At 63.1% G+C, this 22,639-nt stretch carries 18 protein-coding genes and 1 pseudogene; 16 read left to right on the forward strand and 3 right to left on the reverse strand.

Going from position 1 to position 22,639, the window contains the following annotated elements:
* Together VEZ38_RS17310 and VEZ38_RS17315 are read left to right on the forward strand one after the other, a co-directional pair.
* A pseudogene (locus tag VEZ38_RS17310) lies at window positions 1–225 on the forward strand (sn-glycerol-1-phosphate dehydrogenase); the annotation flags it as partial.
* A gap of 50 nt (window positions 226–275) precedes the next feature.
* Window positions 276–1,463, forward strand: a complete 1,188-nt coding sequence (locus VEZ38_RS17315; RefSeq protein WP_324895675.1) for an acetylxylan esterase — start codon at window positions 276–278, stop codon at window positions 1,461–1,463.
* A 96-nt stretch (window positions 1,464–1,559) separates the two neighbouring features.
* On the opposite strand, the gene VEZ38_RS17320 is transcribed toward VEZ38_RS17315, so the two are convergent.
* A complete protein-coding gene (locus VEZ38_RS17320) occupies window positions 1,560–3,128 on the reverse strand; it encodes a histidine kinase N-terminal 7TM domain-containing diguanylate cyclase (protein WP_324895677.1) in 1,569 nt (522 codons plus the stop codon).
* Between the two features lie 165 nt (window positions 3,129–3,293).
* Between VEZ38_RS17320 and VEZ38_RS17325 the strand changes: the two genes are divergently transcribed.
* From VEZ38_RS17325 to VEZ38_RS17385, 13 genes are all read left to right on the forward strand, one after another.
* Window positions 3,294–3,731 carry a MarR family transcriptional regulator gene (locus VEZ38_RS17325; RefSeq protein ID WP_324895679.1) on the forward strand — a complete coding sequence of 146 codons (438 nt, stop codon included), beginning with the start codon at window positions 3,294–3,296 and terminating at the stop codon, window positions 3,729–3,731.
* A 4-nt stretch (window positions 3,732–3,735) separates the two neighbouring features.
* Entirely contained in the window at window positions 3,736–5,490 is a 1,755-nt protein-coding gene (locus VEZ38_RS17330) for an ABC transporter ATP-binding protein (RefSeq protein WP_324895681.1), read from the forward strand.
* 58 nt (window positions 5,491–5,548) lie between these two features.
* Entirely contained in the window at window positions 5,549–7,366 is a 1,818-nt protein-coding gene (locus VEZ38_RS17335; RefSeq protein WP_324895710.1) for an ABC transporter ATP-binding protein, read from the forward strand.
* A gap of 281 nt (window positions 7,367–7,647) precedes the next feature.
* Window positions 7,648–8,046 (forward strand): DoxX family protein, encoded by a 399-nt coding sequence (locus tag VEZ38_RS17340; protein WP_324895683.1) that lies wholly within the window; start codon window positions 7,648–7,650, stop codon window positions 8,044–8,046.
* Between the two features lie 115 nt (window positions 8,047–8,161).
* Entirely contained in the window at window positions 8,162–8,920 is a 759-nt protein-coding gene (locus VEZ38_RS17345) for a tetratricopeptide repeat protein (RefSeq protein WP_324895685.1), read from the forward strand.
* Between the two features lie 74 nt (window positions 8,921–8,994).
* A complete protein-coding gene (htpG, locus tag VEZ38_RS17350) occupies window positions 8,995–10,875 on the forward strand; it encodes a molecular chaperone HtpG (RefSeq protein ID WP_324895687.1) in 1,881 nt (626 codons plus the stop codon).
* Window positions 10,876–11,093: 218 nt separating this feature from the next.
* Window positions 11,094–12,134, forward strand: coding sequence for a fatty acid desaturase (locus VEZ38_RS17355; protein ID WP_324895689.1), 1,041 nt, complete (start codon window positions 11,094–11,096; stop codon window positions 12,132–12,134).
* Window positions 12,135–12,176: 42 nt separating this feature from the next.
* Complete coding sequence (locus VEZ38_RS17360) at window positions 12,177–13,322, forward strand: sensor histidine kinase (protein ID WP_324895691.1); 1,146 nt, start codon at window positions 12,177–12,179, stop codon at window positions 13,320–13,322.
* Window positions 13,319–13,918: a response regulator transcription factor gene (locus VEZ38_RS17365; RefSeq protein ID WP_324895694.1), complete on the forward strand. Its 600-nt coding sequence runs from the start codon at window positions 13,319–13,321 to the stop codon at window positions 13,916–13,918. Before VEZ38_RS17360 ends, VEZ38_RS17365 begins: the two co-directional genes overlap by 4 nt.
* Window positions 13,919–14,012: 94 nt before the next feature.
* Window positions 14,013–14,795 carry a sugar phosphate isomerase/epimerase family protein gene (locus tag VEZ38_RS17370; RefSeq protein ID WP_324895696.1) on the forward strand — a complete coding sequence of 261 codons (783 nt, stop codon included), beginning with the start codon at window positions 14,013–14,015 and terminating at the stop codon, window positions 14,793–14,795.
* Between the two features lie 183 nt (window positions 14,796–14,978).
* Entirely contained in the window at window positions 14,979–16,337 is a 1,359-nt protein-coding gene (locus tag VEZ38_RS17375; RefSeq protein WP_324895698.1) for an extracellular solute-binding protein, read from the forward strand.
* Complete coding sequence (locus VEZ38_RS17380) at window positions 16,334–17,650, forward strand: ABC transporter substrate-binding protein (protein ID WP_324895700.1); 1,317 nt, start codon at window positions 16,334–16,336, stop codon at window positions 17,648–17,650. The genes VEZ38_RS17375 and VEZ38_RS17380 overlap by 4 nt, the downstream gene beginning before the upstream one ends.
* A gap of 19 nt (window positions 17,651–17,669) precedes the next feature.
* Window positions 17,670–18,257 (forward strand): Gmad2 immunoglobulin-like domain-containing protein, encoded by a 588-nt coding sequence (locus VEZ38_RS17385; protein ID WP_324895702.1) that lies wholly within the window; start codon window positions 17,670–17,672, stop codon window positions 18,255–18,257.
* A gap of 90 nt (window positions 18,258–18,347) precedes the next feature.
* Here the strand turns inward: VEZ38_RS17385 and VEZ38_RS17390 are convergent, their stop codons facing one another.
* Window positions 18,348–19,274 (reverse strand): ArsR/SmtB family transcription factor, encoded by a 927-nt coding sequence (locus tag VEZ38_RS17390; protein ID WP_324895704.1) that lies wholly within the window; start codon window positions 19,272–19,274, stop codon window positions 18,348–18,350.
* Between the two features lie 170 nt (window positions 19,275–19,444).
* Between VEZ38_RS17390 and VEZ38_RS17395 the strand changes: the two genes are divergently transcribed.
* Window positions 19,445–21,199 (forward strand): glycoside hydrolase family 2 protein, encoded by a 1,755-nt coding sequence (locus tag VEZ38_RS17395; RefSeq protein WP_324895706.1) that lies wholly within the window; start codon window positions 19,445–19,447, stop codon window positions 21,197–21,199.
* A gap of 516 nt (window positions 21,200–21,715) precedes the next feature.
* Here VEZ38_RS17395 and VEZ38_RS17400 read toward each other — a convergent pair.
* Window positions 21,716–22,639: substrate-binding domain-containing protein (locus tag VEZ38_RS17400; protein ID WP_324895708.1), on the reverse strand; the 924-nt coding region annotated here is incomplete at its 5' end.

The raw sequence follows: 22,639 nt of genomic DNA on the forward strand, positions 1-22,639 counted from the left end.
GAAGGGCTGGCGGGGGAGGGCGACGACGTCGTCCGCCGGCTGCTGCCGGACGTGCTCGAGCCGGAGACGATCCGTTCGCTGCTGCGCGAAGCGGGCGGGCCGGCGACCGCCGACGAGCTCGGCGTGTCCCCGAAGCTCGTCGCGGAAAGTCTGCGGCTCGCGCACCGGGTTCGTCCGAGCCGCTATACGCTGTTGAAACGGTACAACGAAACGGGGCTTTCGTAGACCCGCGCGCAAGGCAGAGTCGGACGGATGCGAAGGAGGGCGAATGAAACATGAATCGCGGGGATGAGGCGTTGTACGGCGACCGGGGGCTTCCGGACTTGTTCCGGATGTCCGACGGGAAACCGGTGGAGGACGCGGTGCGCTGGGCGGGCGAACGAAGGCCTGAGATTATCGAGCTGTTTCGAAAATATGTCTACGGCCGGGAGCCGGCGGAGGCGACGAGCGCCGCGCTGCGCTTCGACGTCTTGGACGAGCGCCCGGCGATGGGCGGCGCCGCCGTGCGCCGCCGCGTCGCCATCCGTCTCGAGGGACCGGGCGGCGCCTACGCCGTTCCGCTGCTTCTCTTCGTGCCGACGGCCGCCGCGAACGGCGCAGGGACGCCGGCGCCAGCGTTCCTGTTTCTGAACAACCGCGGCGCCGAGCATACGGATCCGGAGCGGCTCGTCCGTTCCGGCTTCTGGCCGGCGGAACGCATTGTCGAGCGCGGCTATGCGGCGGCGGCGATCGACGTGCACGCGATCGATCCCGACGTGCACGACGGCTTCGCGAACGGCGTGCACGGCGTCTTCGAGCCGAACCCCGAACGTCGAGCGCCCGACGCATGGGGGACGATCGCGGCGTGGGCGTGGGGCGCCTGCCGGGCGATGGACTACTTCGAAACCGCCCCCGGCATCGACGCGAGCCGGGTCGTCGTCGCCGGGCATTCGCGCTGCGGCAAGACGGCGCTATGGGCCGGCGCGACCGATCCGCGCTTCGCGATGGTCGTCTCGAACAATTCCGGCTGCACCGGCGCGGCGCTCTCGCGCGGCAAGGCCGGGGAGACGATCCAGGACATCAACGAACGGTTCCCGCATTGGTTTAACGAAAACTACAAGTCCTTTAACAAGCGCGAGGCCGAGCTGCCGGTGGACCAGCATTTCCTGCTCGCTTCGATCGCGCCGCGTCATCTGTACGTAACTAGCGCGACGGAGGACGAATGGGCGGATCCGGCGTCGGAATTTGCGTCGCTGCTCGCGGCGGAACCGGTTTTTCGGCTGTTCGGGAAGCCCGGACTCGGCGCCGTGCGAGGGGATGGTACTTCGGACGACCTTCCGGCGCCGAACGCGCCGATCCATTCGGACGGGCTCGCCTACCATCTTCGCAGAGGCGAACACGATCTTACGCCGTACGACTGGGAGCGCTTCATGGATTACGCCGACCGCTACCTTCGCCCCGCAACGACCGGCGATAAGCGGTAGGCGAAGCGCCGAACTCGTTCGCGAAGGCGCGCGTGAACGCGAACAAGCTCCCGATGCCGCGCATTCATCACGCGTAAAGAAAGCGTGAGCGGTACCTTACGCCCCCGCCCGCACGAGGTTGCGGCCATCGCGCTTGGCGCGGTACAGCGCCGCGTCCGCGTCGCGCAGCAAAGACTCCAGCGCGTCGCGGCCCGAAGCCGTCTCGCCGGCGCCGAAGGCCGCGACGCCGAAGCTTGCCGTCACGTCGATGCGCTCGCCGTCTTCGTTCGCGGAGAACGGCGTCGTCTCGAGGGCGGCGCGAATGCGCTCCGCGACGGCGGTTGCCTCGGCGAGCTCGGCGGCGGGCAGCGCGACGACGAATTCCTCGCCGCCGTAGCGGGCGAACAGCGCATCCGGCGCCAGCTGCCGCTTGGCGACCTCGACGACGTGCACAATCGCCCGGTCGCCGGCGTCGTGGCCGAACGTATCGTTAATGCGCTTGAACGCGTCGATGTCGAACAAGACGAAGGAGACGCATTGATCGAAGCGCCGCGCGTTTTCCAGCAGATCCCTGCTTCTTTGAATGAACCGCGCGCGGTTGAGCAGCTTCGTCAGGCCGTCGTAGTACGCCTGCTGCTTCAGCTTGTCCTGCAGCCGCTTCTGCTCCGTCACGTCGATCAGCATGAGCAGGCTGCCGAGCGGCACCCCGGCTCGCCCGCGCACCAGCGAAGAGCGCACCTGGTAAGTCCCCTCCGCGCCTTTCACCGTCCAAACCATCTCCTGTTGGGCGCTTTCCGCCCCCAAAGCGGGCAGCGCGGCCCCGGTAAGCCGCGGCCATACGTCGGCGAGCGGTTCGCCGACCGAAGCGGTCGTAAGCCCCGGGATCATTCGCGAGACCGATTCGTTGAAGTCGACGATACGGCCGGCCGAGTCGACGACGACGACGCCTTCGCGCATGCTCTCGAAGATGCGCTCCTTGGCGATCGGCACGATCGTCAGGAAGCGGGACTGCGCCATCGCCCAAAGATACAGCCCGGACGTAATGCAGAGCACCATCGGCACGGGGTCGATGCCGTACGGGGTCACGCCCATCAAGTAGACGAACGCGCCGATCATCGGAAGCAATTGCCCGACGATCAACGTCGCAAGCTGCAGTCGGAACGCCTTGTTCGTCTGACCCCATTGCCGTACGAGCAGCACGACGGAGGCGAGCAGGCAGCCGAACGTATACGCGCCGTGCACGACGTACCATTCGCCGACGACGACATCCGCGAGAGGAGCCGGGCTGTCCGGGCGTAAATACACGTCCTTGTAAAACCAATGGTGCCAATCGTTCGTCGCGACCATAGCGAACGTAAGCGCCGGAATCGCGAACAGGGCCGCGACGGCTTTGGACGGTACGTTCTTGCCGATATAAAGCAGGACGACGAGCAGGCCGAGCGGCGGCGCGAAGGCGATGCCGAGATACTCGACGACGGTCCAGGCTTTGATTTCCGCCAGCGAATCGCTGGTCCATTCGAAGGCTACGGCAAAGATGTAGATCGTAAGCGACGCGGTATAAAACAGGAACAATCGTCCGCCGGGGAGCTCTTTGCGCTTCAAATACGAGAAGATGGACAAAAACAGCGTAAATACGCCTGAGGTGGCGACCAGCGTCGTAAACATCGTGATCGTTGCGGTTTCCATGGAGTTCGCGTCGCTCCCAATTTCCGTAGAAATCTTAATGCCATAAACGTATCCTACCATACGCGCGGCTTCGAGGGGTACCGAAAACTTCCAATTGCTTCGTGGCATTTATTTAGGTTAGCTATATAATATGAATAAATGACAGGGGAAGGGATCTTAGGGCGCGTGAACACGGATGCGAATGTGGACGAATTGCTCGCCTCCTTGCAGGCATTGAACCGCCATCTTCGCTCCTCGGCGTTCGACGAGGGGCAGCCGCTCACCAAGGTGCAGTGGCTGCTGCTGCGCCGGCTGCAACGTCAGGGCACGGCGACGATCGGCCAGCTGGCGGCCCATCTCGACGTGCGCGCCAGCACCATGTCGCAGATGCTCGATCGGCTGGAGCGGTCGGGCTTCGTGGCGAGGACGCAGGACGCGGCGGACGCGCGGGTGAAGCTCGTGACGCTCACGGAGGCCGGCCGGGCGACGATCGGCAGGACGGAGAACGTGTGGAGGAACGCCCTCTCGGAGCCGTTCCGGCGGCTGACCGCGGAGGAGCGGGAGACGTTGACGCAGTTAATGAAGAAGCTGTCGGAACAGCTTCCCGGACGGGGGGAGACGTAGCGGCATGCCGAGCGGGAAATATATTCGAAAGTATTGGAAGGGCTTTCTCTTGGCCTTCGTGTTCCTTATGCTGGAAGCCGCCGCCGACCTGATGATGCCGACGCTGCTCGCGCGCATTATCGACCGCGGCATCGCCAGCGGCGACATGCATTACGTCCTGCGTATCGGCGGCTTTATGCTGCTCATTACGGCAGGGGGCGCGGTCGCGGCCAGCCTGCGGAACGTGCTGGCCGTGCACGTGTCGCAGAAATTCGGCACGGAGCTTCGAAGCGACTTGTTTCGGAAAATCCAGACGCTCGGCTTCGCGCAGCTCGACCGCTTCGAGCGGGCGTCGCTCATTACCCGCATGACGAACGACATTACGCTCGTCCAGCACTTCGTCAGCGGGATGATGCGCATCTTCGTCAAAGCGCCGCTGCTCGGCATCGGCGCGCTCATTCTCGCCGTGCGGCTCAACCCGGAGCTGTCCGCCGTCTTCGCCGTCGTCGTGCCGATCGTCGCCGTGCTGGTCGCTTTCAGCATGAAGGTCGGCTTCGCGAGGTTTCTGAAGGTGCAGCAATCGCTCGATCGGGTGAACGCGTCCGTGCGGGAATATTTGTCCGGGGTGCGCGTCGTGAAGGCGTTCAACCGGTTCGATTACGAGCGGGAGAAGTTCGCCCGCACGAACGAAGAGCAGAGAGCGGCGTCGACGCATGCGATGCGGGCGATGGCGGTGTTCAATCCCGCCATTATGCTGACGGTCAACCTCGGCGTCGTGGCGATTCTTTGGATCGGCGGCGTATGGATCGAAACGGGCGTCATGGCCGGCAACCGGGTCGGCGAGCTGGTGGCGTTCATTAACTATATGACGCAAATCCTCTTTGCCTTAATGATGGTGTCTATGGTGTTCGCCATGTTCGTGCGCGCCCGCGCCTCCGCCATTCGAATCGGCGAAGTGTTTCGGCAAGAGGAGGCGGAGGCGCCGCCGGCGGGGCCGGACGCCGCGGCGGTCGTAACGAAGGGGAGGATCGATTTCGAAAACGTCTCCTTCGCCTACGCGAACGCGCCCGGCGCTCCGGCGCTGCGGAACGTCACGTTCTCGTGCCTGCCCGGCGAGACGGTCGGCATCATCGGCTCGACGGGCTCGGGCAAGAGCAGCTTGGTGCATCTCGTGCCGCGATTTTACGACGCCTCCGGCGGCCGCGTGCTCGTGGACGGCATCGACGTCAGAAGCATGGACCCGGCGCGGCTGCGCGACATGATCGCGATCGTGCCGCAGAAGAGCGTACTCTTTACCGGCACGATTCGGGAAAACATCCGGTGGGGAGACGAGACCGCCTCCGACGAAGAGGTGGAGCGCGCCGCCCGGACGGCGGAGGCGCACGAATTTATCGAGCGGCTGCCGGAGGGGTACGAATCGAGGCTCGGCCAGCGGGGCGTTAACTTGTCCGGCGGGCAGAAGCAAAGGCTGGCGATCGCGAGAGCGCTCGTTCGCCGGCCCCGCATCCTCATCCTGGACGACAGTACGAGCGCCGTCGATACGGCGACCGAGTCGCGGATCAAGGCGGCGCTGCGGACGTACGTGAAGGGGCTGACCTGCCTCGTTATCGCCCAACGCATCACGTCGGTGATGGACCTGGATAAAATCGTCGTCATGGACCTCGGCGAGGTGGTCGGGGTCGGCACGCATGAAGAGCTGATGCGGGAAAATCGCGTGTACCGGGAAATTTACGCATCGCAAATCGGGAAGGAGCTGCAGCCGCATGTCGGAAACCCGTAATCGCGAGTCCGCCGAAGCGGGCGGAGCCGGAAGCGGTTCGCCCGCTTCGGCGGCGCCGATGCCGCCGATGCCCGGCCGTCCGGCCGGCTTCGGCCCGCCCGGGCGCGGCCCGGTCGTCAAGCCGAAAGACTTCCGCGCTACGATGAGGCGGCTGTGGGCGTACTTCGGCCCGGAGCGCGCCGGGCTTTCCGTCATCGCGGCGTTCGTGGCGGCCGGCGCCGCGTTGACCGTCGCCGGCCCGTATTTGATCGGCGTCGGCATCGACGCGATCGCGGACGGAGACCTGCGATGGCTTCAGCTGATCGCGCTGGCGCTCGCGGCCGCGTACGTCGGCGAAGGGCTGCTCGCGTTCCTTCAGGGGTGGCTCATGGCGGGCCTCTCGCAGCGCGTCGTCCGGTCGCTGCGGGGCTCGCTGTTCGAGAAGCTGCAGAAGCTGCCGCTCGCGTTCTTCGACGCGCGGCCGCACGGGGAGACGATGAGCCGGTTGACGAACGATCTCGACAACGTCAGCAATACGATCTCCCAATCGACCGTGCAGCTCATGTCGGGCTCCATCGCGATCGTCGGCTCCCTCGTTATGATGCTGGCGCTCAGCCCGCTGCTGACGCTGACCGCGCTCGTCACCGTCCCGCTCGTGTACGGTCTGGCTCGCACGATCGCGAAGCGAACGAGGGTGCTGTTTAAGGAGCAGCAGGCGCAGCTCGGCGCGCTCAACGGCCACATCGAGGAGACGATTTCCGGGCAGCTGATCGTGAAGGCGTTCAATCACGAGCAGGCGTCGATCGATCGGTTCGAAGCGGTGAACAATAAGTTGTATGCCGCCTCCGTCAAGGCGCAAATTTGGTCGGGCTTCATGATGCCGCTGCTGTCCGTCATCAACAACGTCGGCTTCGCAGCCATCGCGCTCGTCGGCGGCCTCCTCGCGGTCAACGATCACGTCACGGTCGGCGTCATCGCGAGCTTTATCGGCTATTCCCGGCAGTTCGTCCGGCCGCTGAACGAGCTCGCCCAGACGTACAACGTGCTGCAAGCGGGCGTCGCGGGCGCCGAGCGGGCGTTCGAGGTGCTCGACGAAGCCGAGGAGACGCCCGACGCGCCGGACGCGGTCGAGCTGCGCAATCCGACGGGCCGGGTCGCTTTCGAGAACGTGAGCTTCGGTTACCGGTCCGATGTGCCGATTCTCCGCGACGTCAGCTTCGAGGCGCCGGCGCGCAGCAGTAACGCGCTAGTCGGGCCGACGGGCGCGGGGAAGACGACGATCGTCAACCTGCTCGCGAGGTTTTACGACGCGACGTCCGGCCGCATCTTGATCGACGGCCGCGACATTCGCGCGTACACGCGGGACAGCCTGCGCCGCTGCTTCGGCATCGTGCTGCAGGATACGTATTTGTTTTCCGGCACCGTCATGGAAAACATTAAGTACGGCAGGCCCGACGCGACGGACGAGGAAGCGGTCGAGGCGGCGCGCATGGCGAACGCCGACTCGTTCATCCGCCGGCTGCCGAACGGGTACGAGACGCAGCTTGCCGAGAACGGCGGCAACCTGAGCCAAGGCCAGCGTCAGCTGCTCGCGATCGCTCGGGTCGTCTTGGCGGAGCCGTCGATACTCATATTGGACGAAGCGACGAGCAGCATCGATACGCGCACCGAGCTGCACATCCAAGAGGCGCTGCTCGGCGTGATGCGGGATCGCACGAGCTTTATTATCGCGCACCGGCTCAGCACGATCCGCGACGCGGACACGATCATGGTGGTGGATCGCGGCGAGGTCGCGGAGCGGGGCGATCACGATTCGCTTCTGGCGCGCGGCGGCACGTATGCCCGCATGTTCCGCAATCAGTTTCAAAACTTGCAGCCGGCGGAGGAAGAAGCGTAACGAAGCGACATTCGCAACATTCCGCCCCCGCAAGCAAAATCGAAGGATCGCCCCCATGCGCCGACGAAAGCTTCGTGCTGCCGTTGGCGCGTGTATCGGGTAGCGTCGAATAAAAAAAAATCGGAGAAATTTGATTCGCCCTATTGCATATCTCAAATTTGTGATATATGATGTAAACATCTCGAATTTGAGACAACGGAGGCGAAACGGCGGACTCGCGGGTCTGCATCTTTTTCGCAAAACATCTCAAATTTAAACTAAATCTCAGGAGGCAAATTTTTATGGAAGACGTAGGGTTGTTGATTGTGCGGGTCGTTATCGGATTGGCGTTTTTCGGGCACGGTGCGCAGAAGCTGTTCGCATGGTTCGGCGGGTACGGAGTGAAGGGAACGGGCGGTTGGTTCGATTCGATCGGCATGAAGCCCGGCGTCGCGATCGCCGTCTTCGTCGGCTTCGTGGAGCTTGCGGGCGGGCTGTTGTTCGCGGCCGGGCTGTTTACGCCGGTCGTCGGGGCGCTGCTTGCGGCGACGATGGCGGTCGCGATCGTCAAGGTGCATGGCCCGAACGGGTTCTGGAACGCATCCAACGGTTACGAGTTTCCGCTCGTGCTGCTCGCCGTCTTCGTCGGCGTCGCCTTGACCGGGGCCGGGGCGTATTCGCTCGACGCCTTGCTGCGGTAAGAATAAGGAGATAGGAAGGACCGTTCTGCCGGCAGTCGCGGCGGGCGGTCCTTCTTCGCGCGCGGCGTGTTATAATGTAGTCACCATAACGAAACGCCCGGAGGGAAATTCGAATATGTCGCCGATCGTCATCGCCGTTCTCGTCGTCCTTGTCGCCGCCGTCGCCTGCATCATGTACGCCAGCCGCGCCGCCTTCGTCGCCGCGAGAGGAAACCTCGAATATATGAAGGGCAACCAAGACAAAGCCATGGCTTTATTGGAAAAGGCGTCCCGTCTCCCGCGCGTCCAGCCGAAGCACCTGACAGGTTATGCCTATCTGCTGATGAAAGCGGGAAAACCCGCGGAGGCGGAGCGCATTCTGAACGACGCGCTGCCGAAGGCGAAGGGACTCGACAAGATGCAGGCGCAGGTCAACCTCGCTACCGCGATGTGGCTGCAGGGGCGTCGCGAGGAGGCCGTCGAGCTGCTGGAGCGTACGCATGCCGAATACAAAAACACGACCGTCTACGGCAACCTCGGTTATTTCAAGCTGTTGCTCGGCAACGATTTGGAGGAAGCGCTGTCGTTCAACTTGGAGGCTTACGGTTATAACGACAACGACTTGACCATATTGGACAATGTCGCGCAATCCTACTACATGCTTGGGCGTTACGAGGAAGCGGCCGAATGGTACGCGAAGGTCGTCGCCAAGCAGCCGAAGCATGCGGAGTCCTACTATTTTTACGCGCAGACGCTTCGGCGGCTCGGACGCGCCCGGGAGGCGCTCGAACAGGCGCGGACCGCCGCGGCGAAGCCGCTGGCGCTCGTCACGCCGCTGTCGCGGGAGGAGCCGGAAGCGCTTGCGGTTGACATCGAAAAATCGGGTATGATATAAATTTAAAAGAATTAGCACTCGAATCGATTGAGTGCTAACCTAGACGCTCGATGATTCGGAGGGAACGAGAAGCAATGGCGAAGAAGCAATTCAAAGCGGAGTCGAAGCGACTGCTCGAGATGATGATCAATTCCATCTATACGCAGAAGGAGATTTTTCTGCGGGAGCTCATCTCCAACGCGAGCGACGCGATCGACAAAATCTATTACAAGGCGCTCACCGACGATTCGTTAACGTTCAACCAAGAGGATTACTACATAAAGATTACGCCGGACAAGGCGAGCCGGACGTTGACGATTGTCGACACCGGCATCGGCATGACGAAGGAAGAGCTCGAAAACAACCTCGGCGTCATCGCGAAGAGCGGCTCGCTCGCGTTCAAGCAAGAGAACGAAATCAAGGACGGCCACAACATCATCGGCCAATTCGGCGTCGGCTTCTATTCGGCGTTCATGGTAGCGGACGAGGTGACGGTCACGAGCCGCGCGCTCGGCAGCGACGAAGCGTACGTATGGCACTCCAAAGGCGCGGACGGGTATACCGTCGAGCCGGGCCATAAGGATACCGTCGGCACCGAGATCGTGCTGAAGATCAAGCCGAACACGGAGGACGACAACTACGACGAGTATCTCGAGACCTATCGTCTGCAGGCGCTCGTGAAAAAATACTCCGACTTCATCCGATACCCGATCAAGATGGACGTCACGCGCAGCAAGAAGAAGGAAGGCTCGGAGAACGAGTGGGAGGACGTGACGGAGGAGCAAACCGTCAACAGCCAAGTCCCGATCTGGCGCAAAAACAAGAACGAGCTGAAGGACGAGGATTACGAAAACTTCTACTTCGAGAAGCGGTACGGCTTCGACAAGCCGATCAAGCATCTGCACGTCAGCGCGGACGGCGCGGTCGTGTACAACGCGATCCTGTTCATCCCGGGCCAGACGCCGTTCGATTACTATACCAAGGAATACGAAAAGGGTCTCGAGCTCTACTCCAACGGCGTGCTCATTATGAACAAGTGCCCCGACCTGCTGCCGGATTACTTCAGCTTCGTGAAGGGCATGGTCGATTCGGAGGATCTGTCGCTCAACATCTCCCGCGAGATGCTGCAGCACGACCGCCAGCTCAAGCTTATCGCGAAAAACATCAAGAGCAAAATCAAGAGCGCGCTGCTGGCATTGCAGCGGGACGAGCGCGAGAAATACGAGGAGTTCTACAAGGCGTTCGGCCGCCAGTTGAAGTTCGGCGCGTACAGCGACTTCGGCGCGCATAAGGACGATCTCGTGGATTTGCTGATGTTCCACTCCTCCAAGGAGAAGAAGCTCGTCACCCTCGACGAGTACGTCTCCCGCATGCCGGAGGAGCAGAAGTATATCTACTACGCGACCGGCGATTCCATCGAGCGCATCGAGAAGCTGCCGCAGGCCGAGCTCGTCACGGACAAGGGCTACGAGCTGCTGTACTTCACGGAGGAGATCGACGAGTTCGCGATCAAGATGCTCCAGAAATACAAGGACAAGGAATTCAAGTCGGTGTCCAGCGGCGATCTCGGCATCGAGCCCGACGCGAAAGACGAGGCGGCGGCCGAGTCGGAGGAGGCGAAGGAGCTGTTCGAAGCGATGCAGGGCCTTCTCGCGGACAAGGTCAAGAAGGTCAAAGCGTCGAAACGGCTCAAGTCGCATCCGGTATGCCTCTCGTCCGAAGGCGAAATTTCGATCGAGATGGAGAAGGTGCTGAACGCCATGCCGAACGGCGGCCAGGACGTGAAGGCGGAGAAGGTGCTGGAAATCAACGTGAACCATCCGGTGTTCGCCTCGCTGAAGGCCGCGCATGCGAGCGACAAGGAGAAGCTCAGCCTGTACACGAACTTGCTGTACAATCAGGCGCTTCTGATCGAAGGGCTGCCGGTACAGGATCCGGTCGCCTTCACGAACGATATTTGCAAGGTGATGAAATAAGTCGACCGGCACGCCGCAAAGCCCGCTCTGATGCGAATCAGGCGGGTTTTTCGAGCGCCAGGGGCGCTGTGACATGACATTTATCATCCCCTCGTGCTGACGTTTATGTCTTACCCGTCCAGGATGCATTTTCTATACTTAAATTAGGAAAACTGCTCTTGATAAGGGTAAGACGCGGGCGGAACGACGCCTCGCGTCAGAACGAGGAGGAACGCAACATGAAACAACATCCGAAAGCAGCCGAATTGAAAAAGGAAGTCGCTCCGTTCGAACGCACCGACACGAGACGCAGCGTCATGCAAATGATAAATACGCTGGTCCCGCTGTTCGCGCTCTGGTACGCGGCGTACGCGTCGCTTTCGATCTCGTACGCGCTGACGCTTGCGTTCGCGCTCGTCGCGGCCGGCTTTCTCGTGCGGACGTTCATCATTTTCCACGATTGCTGCCATGGCTCGTTCTTCAAGAGTCGGCTAGCGAACGACATCGTCGGCACGCTGACGGGCATCTTGACCGTCGTGCCGTATCAGCAGTGGAAACATACGCATTCCGTCCATCACGCGACGAGCGGCAATCTCGAGAAGCGCGGCGTGGGCGACATTTGGGTTATGACGGTGAAGGAATTCAATGCGGCGCCGTTTTGGAAGAGGCTGGCGTATCGCATTTACCGGCATCCGATCACGCTGTTCGGCATCGGCCCGACGGTCACGTTCTTGATCGAATACCGCTTCAATCGGCGGGGGGCGCGCCGGAAGGAGCGCTTAAACACGTATTTGACGAATGCGGGCATCGCGGCGCTGTATGCGCTGCTCATTTGGGCGGTCGGCTGGCAGGCGTTCCTGCTCGTGCAGGGGCCGATCTTCCTCGCGTCCGGGTTAGTCGGCGTCTGGCTGTTTTACGTGCAGCATCAGTTCGAGGATTCGTACTTCGAGCATGAGGACGAATGGAGCTACGTGAAGGCCGCGGTCGAAGGCAGCTCGTATTACAAGCTTCCAAAGCCGCTGCAATGGATTACGGGCAACATCGGGTTCCACCATGTGCATCATCTGAGCCCGAAGGTGCCGAATTATTACCTGGAGCAAGCGCATGAATCGACGCCGCCGCTGCAGCAGGCGACGACGATCGGCATTGCGGACAGCTTGAAATCGCTGAGGTTCCGGCTTTGGGACGAAGACCGCAGAACGTTCGTCACCTTCAAGGAAGCGCGCGTCGAGCGGAAGGCCGCGGCGAGGGTCGGGGGACCGAGCTACGGGCGAAAGTAACGCTCGCCTCGGATCGAAGGGGAGGTGCGGGAGATGGCCGCCATGTCGAAATGGAGTCAGTTTTTCCACAAGAACACGGGACTGAGTCCGTACGTATGGGTCGTCTTCTACATCCTCCCCTTTTATTTTATTTTCCGCTCTTCGTCTCCGTACGAGATCGCGCTCGGCATCGGCATGATTTTGCTGTTTTTCGCATGCTACGTGTTGTCGTATATTTCGAAAAAGAATCGGCTCGTCTTCTTCTGGACGAGCGTGCAAATCCTGATCTCCATCGCCATGACCGTGCTGTTCGGCTACGTCTACTTCTCGCTCTTCCTCGCGTTCTTCATCGGCCACATTCGGCATCGCGCCGCCTTCTTTACGTTGTACGCCATTCACCTCGTCGGCACGATCGCCGTCGTCAATGTCGGCTTCGTCACGCGCGACCCGTTGTTTTTATCCCAGCTTCCGCTCGTGCTCGTCTGCTTGATCGGCGTCGTGCTGCTGCCGATCGGCACGTACAACAAAAATAAGCAAGATCAGCTGCAAGGACAGCTGGAGGATGCGAACAAGCGCATCTCCGAGCTCGTCAAGCTCGAGGAACGGCAGCGCATCGCCCGGGATTTGCACGATACGCTCGGCCAACGGCTGTCGCTCATCGGACTGAAGACGGATTTGGCCGGCAAGCTGATCGAGCGCGACCCGGAGGCGGCTCGCGCGGAGCTGAACGATATTCGGCAGACGGCGCGCGGCGCGCTGAACGAGGTGCGCGAGATGGTGACGGCGATGCGGGGGGCGCGGCTCGAGGACGAATTGTATCGGGTGAAGCAAATTTTGAAGGCCGCCGGCATCGAGCTGGTCCTCGAGGGCGACGCCGTTCTGCACGATATGACGCTGCTGAACGAAAACGTACTGAGCATGTGCCTTAAGGAAGCCGTGACGAACGTCGTCCGGCACAGCGGGGCGACCGTCTGCACGATCCGCATTACGCCGTCGGACGAAGACGTCACGGTCGTCGTGAAGGATAATGGCGTCGGGTTGTCGAAGCGAAACAAGACCGGCAACGGGCTGCGCGGCATGCGGGAGCGGCTCGAATTCGTAAACGGCAGCCTCGGGCTGTACTCGGAGGACGGCGCGACGGTCGTCATCCGCGCCCCGAAAACCCCACAGGGGATTCGGCCGACGCAAGAAGAGGGGGGAGCGACATGATTCGCATCGTAATCGCGGAGGATCAACGGATGATGCTGGGCGCGTTAGCCGCGCTGCTCGATCTCGAGCCCGACATGGAGGTCGTCGGCCGGGCGGGCGACGGCGAGGAAGCGGTTCGGCTCGTGCGGTCGCTCCGACCGGACGTCTGCGTCATGGACATCGAAATGCCGAAGAAGAGCGGGCTGGAGGCGGCCGAGGAGCTGAGGGGCGCCGACTGCAAGGTCGTCATCTTGACGACGTTCGCGCGCGCGGGTTATTTCGAGCGGGCGCTGAAGGCGGGCGTCGGCGGGTATTTGCTGAAGGACAGCCCGAGCGAGGAGCTGGCGGCGTCGATCCGCAGCGTCGCCGCGGGCCGCCGCATCTATGCGCCGGATCTCGTGGACGACGTATACGCCGAAAGCAATCCGCTCACGGAGCGGGAGACCGAGGTGCTCGAGCTGATGGCCGACGGGAAAAACACGAAGGAAATCGCGAGCCAGCTGTTTATTACGACGGGAACGGTGCGCAATTATGTTTCCGTCATCCTCGACAAGCTGGACGTCGGCAACCGGATCGAGGCGATTAAGCGATTTAAGGATAAGGGCTGGTTTAAGTAAGCTTGCCGGGACGCGTTGTCCGGCGCAAGCAAACATCGGGATCGGGATCAGGATCGGGGTCAGGATCGGGATTGGGATCAGGAGGGATCGCGAAATGGGCGTGTTACGAACGGGGCTGTTATCGATTACGTTCCGCTCGTTGCCCCCGGCGGAGGTCGTTCGCCTCGCCGCGGAAGCGGGGCTGGACGCGATCGAGTGGGGCGGGGACGTGCATGCGCCGCACGGAGATCGCGCCGCGGCCGCCGAGGCCGCGCGGCTTACGCGGGAAGCGGGCCTTACGGTGCGCGGATACGGCTCGTATTATCGCCTCGGGGTTGAGGGCCAGCCGTTCGGTTTCGAGGACGTCTTGGCGTCGGCCGTCGCGCTCGGCGCCCCGGCGATACGCGTCTGGGCGGGCAATCGCGCCTCGGCGGAAGCCGACGACGCCTGGCGGGAGCGGGTGACGGCCGAAGCGCGCCGCGTCGCCGAGACGGCGAAGGCGGAAGGCATCGTCGTCTGCCTGGAGTATCATGCGAACACGCTCACGGATACGTGCGACTCCGCGATTCGGCTGCTTCGGGAGGCGGATTCCGCGAATTTGCGGACGCTGTGGCAGCCGGCGATCGGATTGTCGGCCGCGGAGCGGCTGGACGAGCTGACGCGCGTGTCGCCTTGGCTCGAGTACGTGCACGCCTATTATTGGGTCGACGGGGAGCGCCGGCCGTTCGCCGAGGGCGCGGAGGAATGGGAGCGGTATTTGCGTGCGGTGCGCGAGCTGCCGGGCGAGCGCCATGCGATGCTCGAATTCGTGCGGGACGACGCGCCGGGGCAGCTTTTGGAGGATGCCGGCGCGCTGAAGCGGCTCGTTCGGGACATCGAATGCGGCTCGATCGAATAACACAAAACATGATTAGTGGGTCGCGTCCGAGAAATCGGTCGCGACTTTTGTTTTTATTCCAGGAAAGGTGATATTTCCCATGTGGTTTCCTTTACTCCCCCCGGTTGTTTCCTCGCGCGACCCGTTCGAAAATAGGGAAAAGCGGCGAGGGTTCGGGACAACAACCGAAAGGGGAACGGCGATATGGGAAGAGGGATTTGGACGAGACTTGCGGCGGCGCTGTCGGCGGCGGCCGTACTTACGGCCGGGTGCGCGAGCGCGGAGGCGCCGCCGGAGGATGTGACGCTGAAGGTTTGGAGCTGGGACGGAAATTTCAACGAGTATGCGGCGGATTATATGGCGCAGCATCCGCACGTCAAGCTCGTGCGCGTTCCGCCTTACGATGAAACGGCCGGCTTCGGATTCGACGATGCGTATTATGCGAATTATCTCCAAGCGGCGGAAGCGGCGCAACCGGACGTGCTGATGGTGCCGGCCCGGGAGTTCGTTCGGTTGGCGGAAGCAGGAAAGCTGCGCTCGTTGGAGTCGTTCGTCGCGCGTCCGGAATTCGAAGCGTCGACGTATTCCCCCCATGTGCTTTCGTTGCTGCGCGCGTCCGGAGACGGGGAATTGTTCGGCGTGTCTCAGGGATTTTATAATCAAGCATTGTATTACAACAAGACGCTGTTCGAGTCGTATGGCGTAACGATGCCGCAGGCGGGCCTGTCCTGGGACGCGGTATTGGAGCTCGCCGCTTCGTTTCCCGCCGGCGAAGGGGAGGGCGGGGTGGCCGGGTACTTCGTCGGGAAGTACGACACGCTCCGGCCTTGGCGGTTGATCGAAACGATCGGCTTGGCCGCCGGACTCGAGTACGCCGACGGCGAGAACCGTTCGTTCCTCGTCGATACGGATGCCTGGGCGGCAGTGTGGTCGAAGGTGCTGGAAGGGTACGCCTCGGGGACCGTCCTCGAGCTCGCGGGGGAAAGAGAGTTGAACGCGCTCGGCGATCCGATGCCGTTCGGGCCGGAGGAGCAGTACGGACCGTTCCTGGAAGGGCGGGCCGCGATGACGCTGCAGGACGCCGCCTTTGCGGATATCTTGGCGGAACGGGACGTTCCTTTCGAATGGGGCGTCGTCTCCGAGCCGGTCGATCCGGCGCTGGCGGAGGGCGTGTCGATGCAGCCGGGCCACCCGTACGCCATCTTCCATACGTCCGGACAAGTCGAAGAGGCGTGGCGGCTCATCGCGTTTCTGACGAAGCGCGCGATCGGGGAACGCATATCGGCGTTCGGCACCTTGACGGCGAGGACGAACGCGGCGTCCGCCGCCGACCCGGCGTACGCGCCTTTCTACGAGCCGGCGCCATCGGCGCACGGGGCGTATAAGCAATTGATTCGGCGCGACGTGCCGGACGCCGCGCTCGGGCGGTTTCTGGAGCTCGCCGACGAGCGTTTCGCGGATACGCTGGAGGGGCGGCTGACCGTCGAAGAAGCGCTATCGCGGTTGGCCGAGGAAGCGACGGCCGCGTGGCGCTCGTTGCCGGCCGAAGGAGGGGCGCCGTGAGGGGGGCGGCGGCGCTTGCGCTAGCCTTCTTGACGTTGGCGGGCTGCGAAGGCGCTGCGCAGCGGATGCCGGAGCCGACGGGAACGCTGAAGGTATTCGACGAAGAGGAAGACCGCTTCCGAGCGGAGATGCTGCCGTACGTCGCCGCTTCGTTCCCGGAGCTGGAGGTGGTTCTGCTCCCGTACGAAGCGTTCGCGAGCGAGAAGCGCTCCGGCGGCGAGACGAAGAAGGAAGCGATCGATAACGCGTTCATGGCCGAATACGTCCCGGACGTCGTTATCGCCAGACACGCTTCCTCCTTCCGCTCGTTGCTGCGGAACAATTGGCTGAAGCCGTTGGATTTATGGATGCAGGAAAGCGACGATGCGCCCGACCTCGTCTCCCCGAGGCTTGAAGAGGCGCTGCGCGGGGACGACGGCTTGCAATATGCGTTGGCCCCTTCCTTTACGGCAAGAGTTCTCTTCTATCATCAAGGCCTGTTCGAGGAGGCGGGCGTCCCGCTCCCCGTCGACGGGATGACGTGGGAGGAAGCGCTCGGTCTTGCCGCTCGAATCGCTTCGGGCGGCGACGGGGAAGGAGCCGATATTCGCTTTGGTCTGTATCATGAATCCTCGGACCAGCCCTTCGCCGTGATCGTCGACGTCGCCGGGCGCTCCGGCGGCACGTTCGTCGACTCCGACGGCGCGCCGTCGCTGCGGACGCCGGTTTGGCGGGCGGCTTGGGAACTGGTCGCCGACGCGTATCGGAACGGGGGCATATACCGTTCTTCATCGGACGGAAGCGGCGGGGGGGATCCGTTCTTGGCTTTCGCGGAAGGCCGGATCGGGATGCTGCTGGGGGACGAAACGACGGCAAGGCGGCTGTCCGGTTTGTCCGTCCCGTGGGGTGTCGTGACGGAGCCGATCGACGCTTCGCGCCCCGACGTCAGCCCAAGCCTCCGGCTTCATTCGTACCTCTCCGTGAACCAACGCGGCGCCAGACAGGAGGTCGCTTGGGAGGTCGTCCGCCGACTCGGCGGGGGCGAGACGGTCGGCGCAGGAATTCCCGTGGAACGGGCGGCGGCGAAGCGGTTGTACAGCGACCTGGACTTGGAGCCGTTCTATCGGCTCGGACCGGACGTCGAAGCCTCGACGTCCGATGCCGCCGCGTTGCCGTCTGCGTTCTATATGGCGATGTTTGTCGACGGCAACCGGTTGGCCGAGGAGGTCATCGCGCGGCGACTTTCCGTAGAGCGGGCGTTGGAGGAATTGGAAACGAGCGCTCAAGCCGCGTTGCTTTCGAGTCATCGCGCCGCCGGATCCGGATTACAATAGAGAGAAGGGGGAGAGGGGTATGCGAAATTATCGCGGATTTGCGGCCGGCCTGTTGGTCGGAGCGGCGTTGACGGCGGCGTGGCCCGCGGCGGCGGCGACGGTGAAGACGTTCGCGGCGACGGCGGTCGGCTACCCGGTGTACGTGAACGGCGGGGCATACGACAGCGGCGAAGCGCCGGTGCTGAACGTCGACGGCCGGACGTACGTGCCGCTGCGCGCGGTCGGGGAGCTGCTCGGCGCGGAGGTACATTGGAGCGAGTCGCCGCGACGGGTCGACATCGTCGGCGCGGAGGCGCCGCAGGGGAACAACGCGTTCCGGAACGTCGCGGTTCGCGGGTCGGGAGGCAGCTACACGATCACGGGGGAGGCTCGCGTCTTCGAGGCGATGATGATGTACGCGGTGTCCGACGGGCATGATTATTTGCTGGAGGAGCCCTACATGGTGAGCGCGGGCGCCCCGGCATGGGCGGCCTTCGAGCTGAAGATCGAGCTGCCCGCCTCGCGGCTGCCGGTTAACGGCACGCTGACGGCGGAGCTGTTCGAATACAGCGCGAACGACGGCAGCAAGGTGAATGTATGGGTCGTGCCGCTGGAAAGCTTTCCGTAATATGCGTATGCGCCCCCGTCGGCTCTGGCCGGCGGGGGCGTTCGCGTCTTCGCGCGCTGCGTAAGGAACGAACCGCGCCGGATGCGGACCTTACGCGTACGTCAACGATACGCGGATATCTTGGTCATAGTTGCCGAAGCCGCGGCCGAACAGCGTGACGCCGCCGCAATGCCGCGCCGTCTCGTGCGCGGCGATGCGGAACGAGATCGCTTGGCCGCCGGACAGCCCGATCGCGCCGAGGTCGACGTCCGACAGCCGAACGCCGTCGATGTACGCGCCGGCCGCGCTGACGGACAGCGTCTTCAGCAGGCCGTATTGCGAGTTGTTGCTCCACCATTCGGGCGTGAACACGCCTCGGGTCGAGCCGAAGTCGCCGGGGCATGTCCAGGTGCCGAGCAGCACATCGTTGATGTAAAAGCTAATGTCGGACGGCCAATTTTCGTTGTAGCCCGGCGCCTCGGAGCAAATTTCCAAGGAGATTTCGAGGCTGAGCGGCGCTTGGCCGCGAAGCAAATAGTTCGGAATGCGGTACTCCACGTAGCCGCTGCCGAACCATAGGTGGCTCGCCTTCACATGCTCCGGATCGGTGAAATACCTCGGGTCGTCGACCATGCCTAGGATGGACGTCTCCGAGGCGAGGCCGCACGTCGGCTTCACCGCGCAGCTCGCGTATTGCCCGACGGGGATCGACACTTCGTATCGATTCGCGGCGGCGGGGACGGCGGCGGATTGCGGCGCCGCCGTCTCGCGCGTCAGCCGGACGGCCAGCTCGTCGACGGCGAGGCGGCACAGCTTCTGCATGCCGCGCTTTCCGGCGATCGCCTCGGAGACGAGGAGGCCGGCGTCCTCCATTTTCCGAATATGCTTCGTCACGATCGCGCTCGACAGCCCGACCGCTTCGGCTAGTTCTTTGATGTTCATGGGGCGTTCGTTCAGCAGCTCGATCAGGTGGAGCCGCGTCTCGGAGGCGAAGCATTCGAAGATCTCGACGTTCCTGCGTTCCGCTTGCAGCTTCATAGGCAAACCTCTTCCGGGTGTGTTGTTCTTCCATTATATAACCTGTAGGTTAATGTATCAACTAAGATGTTGACGAGTCGGCGGGGGCGTTTTACAATGGGGGTATCAGCGTAACCTGGTCGTTGTTACGTTAACCAATTCGTTACTTAAGAGAGGGAGCTGTTACAGGCATGTCGTTGCCAAGGCCGGAGTATCCGAGACCGCAATTCGTGCGGGACGCATGGGAAAATTTGAACGGAACCTGGGAATTCGCGTACGACGACGCGCGCATCGGGTTGTCGAGCAAGTGGCATAAGGGGGAGACGGCGCTGGATCGGCGCATCCAGGTGCCGTTCGCTTTTGAAAGCAAACTTAGCGGCATCGGGGAGACCGGGTTCCATGACGTCGTCTGGTACCGCAGGACGTGGAAGACGCCGGCGTCGTTCGCCGGGAAGCGGGTGCTGCTGCACTTCGGCGCGGTCGATTACGAGGCGAGCGTTTGGGTGAACGGCGAGCTCGTCGCGACCCATATCGGCGGACATACGCCGTTCTCCGCGGACGTGACGGAGGCGCTCTCGGACGGCGGCGACAACGTGATCGTCGTGCGGGCCGAGGACCGCGGGAAGGACGTCTTCCAGCCGCGCGGCAAGCAGTTCTGGGAAGAGAAATCCCGCGGCATCTGGTACACGCGGACGACCGGCATCTGGCAGACGGTGTGGGCGGAGGCGGTGTCCGAGACGTATGTGTCGAAGGTCATGTACGAGCCGGACATCGATAAGAACGAGATCGGCATTCGCGCCTTCGTGAAGGGGCCGATCGAGGGCCGCGACTTGACGCTGCGCGCGCGAATTACGTTCGAAGGCGAATTCGTCGCCGAAGACGTCGCCCGCGTCGCGCATGCCGAGGAGAGCCGCCGCATCAAGCTGCATGGTCTCAACGACCACGGGATGGATCGATTTTGGTCTCCTCGGAAGCCGAACTTGTACGACATTGAGTTCGAGCTGCTCGAGGACGGCGTCCCGATCGACAAGGCGACAAGCTATTTCGGCATGCGGAAGGTGTCGATCGAGGACGGGCGCTTCTGTTTGAATAATCGTCCGTATTTCCTCAAGCTCGTGCTCGACCAAGGCTACTTCCCGGACGGCAACTTGACGCCGCCGAGCGACGAGGCGATTCGGCGCGACGTCGAGCTGACGAAGGCGATGGGCCTGAACGGCGCGCGCAAGCACCAGAAGGTGGAAGACCCGCGGTATTTGTATTGGTGCGACAAGCTCGGGCTCATCGTGTGGGGCGAGATGGCGAACGCGTGCGACTTCTCGGAGGAGTACTCGAAGCGGATCACGGCGGAGTGGCAGGAGGCGGTCGAGCGCGACTACAACCATCCGTGCATCGTCGCTTGGGTGCCGATCAACGAGAGCTGGGGCGTGCCGAACATCCAGATCGACGCGCGGCAGCAGCAGCATACGCTCGCGATGTACCATCTGACGAAGTCGCTCGACGCGACGCGGCCGGTCGTCTCGAACGACGGGTGGGAGATGGTGAAGACGGACTTGTTCGCCATCCACGACTACGAGTGGAGGCAGGAAGTGCTCGAGCGGCGCTACAGCACCGTCGAGAGTGCGGTGAACGCGATGCCGGCGAACCGGCGCCTCACGGTCGGCGGCCATGCGTACGAAGGGCAGCCGATTCTCGTCACCGAATTCGGCGGCATCGCCTATAAGAAGAGCGAGTGGGAGGGCTGGGGCTATTCCGGCGCGAGCGACGACGAAGACTTCCTCGCGCGGCTGCGCGCGGTCATCCAGCCGCTGCGCCGCTCCGGCGTCGTGCAGGGCTATTGCTACACGCAGCTGACCGACGTCGAGCAGGAGATCAACGGGTTGCTCACTTACGACCGCGTACCGAAGGTGCCGCTCGAGAAAATTAAAGAGATCGTGGACGCGATGTAATTTTTTGCGTTCGAACCGTCGGGGCAAGTTTGCCGCCCGGCGGTTTTTTTGTTTTAAGGGCGGGTCGGGGAGTGTGCGATCGGGGGCGAGCGGCGGTGTGTGGCTGGGGAAAAGTGCAAATTTTGAGCATAACGGCGAGATAAGCGCAAAATTTGAGCATTTCGCGGCGTGCGGCGGACGGCGGGCGGGTCGGGGAGTGTGCGCAGCCGGCGAGCGGCGGTGGGTAACGGGGGAAAAGTGCAAATTTTGATCATACCGGCGAGGTAAGCGCAAAATTTGAGCATTTCGCGGTGTGCGGCGGACGGCGGGAGGGTCGGGGAGTGTGCGATCGAGGGCGAGCGGCGGTGTGTGGCTGGGGAAAAGTGCAAATTTTGAGCATAACGGCGAGGTAAGCGCAAAATTTGAGCATACCGGCGAGGTAAGCGGAAAATTTGAGCATTTCCGGGTGTACGGCCGATGACGGGCGAATCGAATCGAGGGACTCGTCGTCAGGCGAGTCCTTTTCGTTTGCGGCGTTCATCCGGACGCGCGGACGACGAGGCGCGGGGCGAGCAGCACCTTCTCCGGGCGTTCGCCGAGGCGGTCGAGCCGGGCGGCGAGCTGTTCGACGGCGCGGCGGCCGAGCTCCTCCTTGGCGAGCTCGACGGTCGTGAGCGGCGGGTCGGCGCGCGCCGCGTCGTCGATATTGTCGAAGCCGACGACGGCGCAGTCGTCCGGCAGCCGGCGGCCGAGCCGATGCAGCACGTCCAGCAGTTCGAGGGCGATCATGTCGTTCGCGCAGACGTAGGCGTCCGGCCGATCGGCGTCTCCGCCCGCGAGAAGCCTCGCGCGAATTTCGTCCGCCCAACGGCGCTCCGGGTACGGGCACGACCACTTCCGCAGCCGCGTCTCGCCGCGCTCGCCGAACGATTCGATCGCCTGACGGCAGCCGTTCCAACGCTCCCGGAAGCTGGCGGCGAAGCCGTCGTTGCCGACGAAGACGAACGAGCGCCGTCCGGCGCGCAGCAGGTGGTTCGTAACCAGGACGGCGGCGTCGGCGTTGGCGTTCAGCACCGCGTCGGCGCGGGCGAGCGGCTCCTCGTGGTCGAGCAGGACAAGCGGCTCCCCCATCGCTTGCAGCGCGGCGATCGTCGGCCCCGGCAGACCGCCGACCGCGACGTGGCCGACGCAGGCCTCCCGGTCCATGTAGGCGGGGAAGGGCTGGCCCCCGTCCAGCCTGGGCGCGACGACGGCATGCTCCCAGCCCCGTTCGCGGCACGCCGCAGTCGCGCCCGTCAGCACGCGGGCCCAATACGTCGACTCGTTCTGGATGGCGGGATTCATCCAGAACAAAACATAGCGCGTCGCGGGATGCGCCGACGCGTCGGGCGAAGGCGCGTCGCCGCGTTCCGCGGAGCGCCTCGCGGCGCGCGCGCCGTCCGCGGGGGGCGGCAGCCGATA

Origin of the sequence: Paenibacillus sp. (assembly GCF_035645235.1) — a bacterium.
Classification (GTDB): Bacteria; Bacillota; Bacilli; order Paenibacillales; family YIM-B00363; genus Paenibacillus_AE.

Excerpts from the sequence above, each read along its gene's own strand:
- VEZ38_RS17315 (WP_324895675.1), top strand. The coding sequence starts at position 276 with ATGAATCGCGGGGATGAGGCGTTGTACGGCGACCGGGGGCTTCCGGAC.
- VEZ38_RS17320 (WP_324895677.1), bottom strand. The coding sequence starts at position 3,128 with ATGGAAACCGCAACGATCACGATGTTTACGACGCTGGTCGCCACCTCA.
- VEZ38_RS17330 (WP_324895681.1), top strand. The coding sequence starts at position 3,736 with ATGCCGAGCGGGAAATATATTCGAAAGTATTGGAAGGGCTTTCTCTTG.
- VEZ38_RS17335 (WP_324895710.1), top strand. The coding sequence starts at position 5,549 with ATGCCGCCGATGCCCGGCCGTCCGGCCGGCTTCGGCCCGCCCGGGCGC.
- VEZ38_RS17340 (WP_324895683.1), top strand. The coding sequence starts at position 7,648 with ATGGAAGACGTAGGGTTGTTGATTGTGCGGGTCGTTATCGGATTGGCG.
- VEZ38_RS17345 (WP_324895685.1), top strand. The coding sequence starts at position 8,162 with ATGTCGCCGATCGTCATCGCCGTTCTCGTCGTCCTTGTCGCCGCCGTC.
- htpG (WP_324895687.1), top strand. The coding sequence starts at position 8,995 with ATGGCGAAGAAGCAATTCAAAGCGGAGTCGAAGCGACTGCTCGAGATG.
- VEZ38_RS17355 (WP_324895689.1), top strand. The coding sequence starts at position 11,094 with ATGAAACAACATCCGAAAGCAGCCGAATTGAAAAAGGAAGTCGCTCCG.
- VEZ38_RS17360 (WP_324895691.1), top strand. The coding sequence starts at position 12,177 with ATGTCGAAATGGAGTCAGTTTTTCCACAAGAACACGGGACTGAGTCCG.
- VEZ38_RS17365 (WP_324895694.1), top strand. The coding sequence starts at position 13,319 with ATGATTCGCATCGTAATCGCGGAGGATCAACGGATGATGCTGGGCGCG.
- VEZ38_RS17370 (WP_324895696.1), top strand. The coding sequence starts at position 14,013 with ATGGGCGTGTTACGAACGGGGCTGTTATCGATTACGTTCCGCTCGTTG.
- VEZ38_RS17375 (WP_324895698.1), top strand. The coding sequence starts at position 14,979 with ATGGGAAGAGGGATTTGGACGAGACTTGCGGCGGCGCTGTCGGCGGCG.
- VEZ38_RS17385 (WP_324895702.1), top strand. The coding sequence starts at position 17,670 with ATGCGAAATTATCGCGGATTTGCGGCCGGCCTGTTGGTCGGAGCGGCG.
- VEZ38_RS17390 (WP_324895704.1), bottom strand. The coding sequence starts at position 19,274 with ATGAAGCTGCAAGCGGAACGCAGGAACGTCGAGATCTTCGAATGCTTC.
- VEZ38_RS17395 (WP_324895706.1), top strand. The coding sequence starts at position 19,445 with ATGTCGTTGCCAAGGCCGGAGTATCCGAGACCGCAATTCGTGCGGGAC.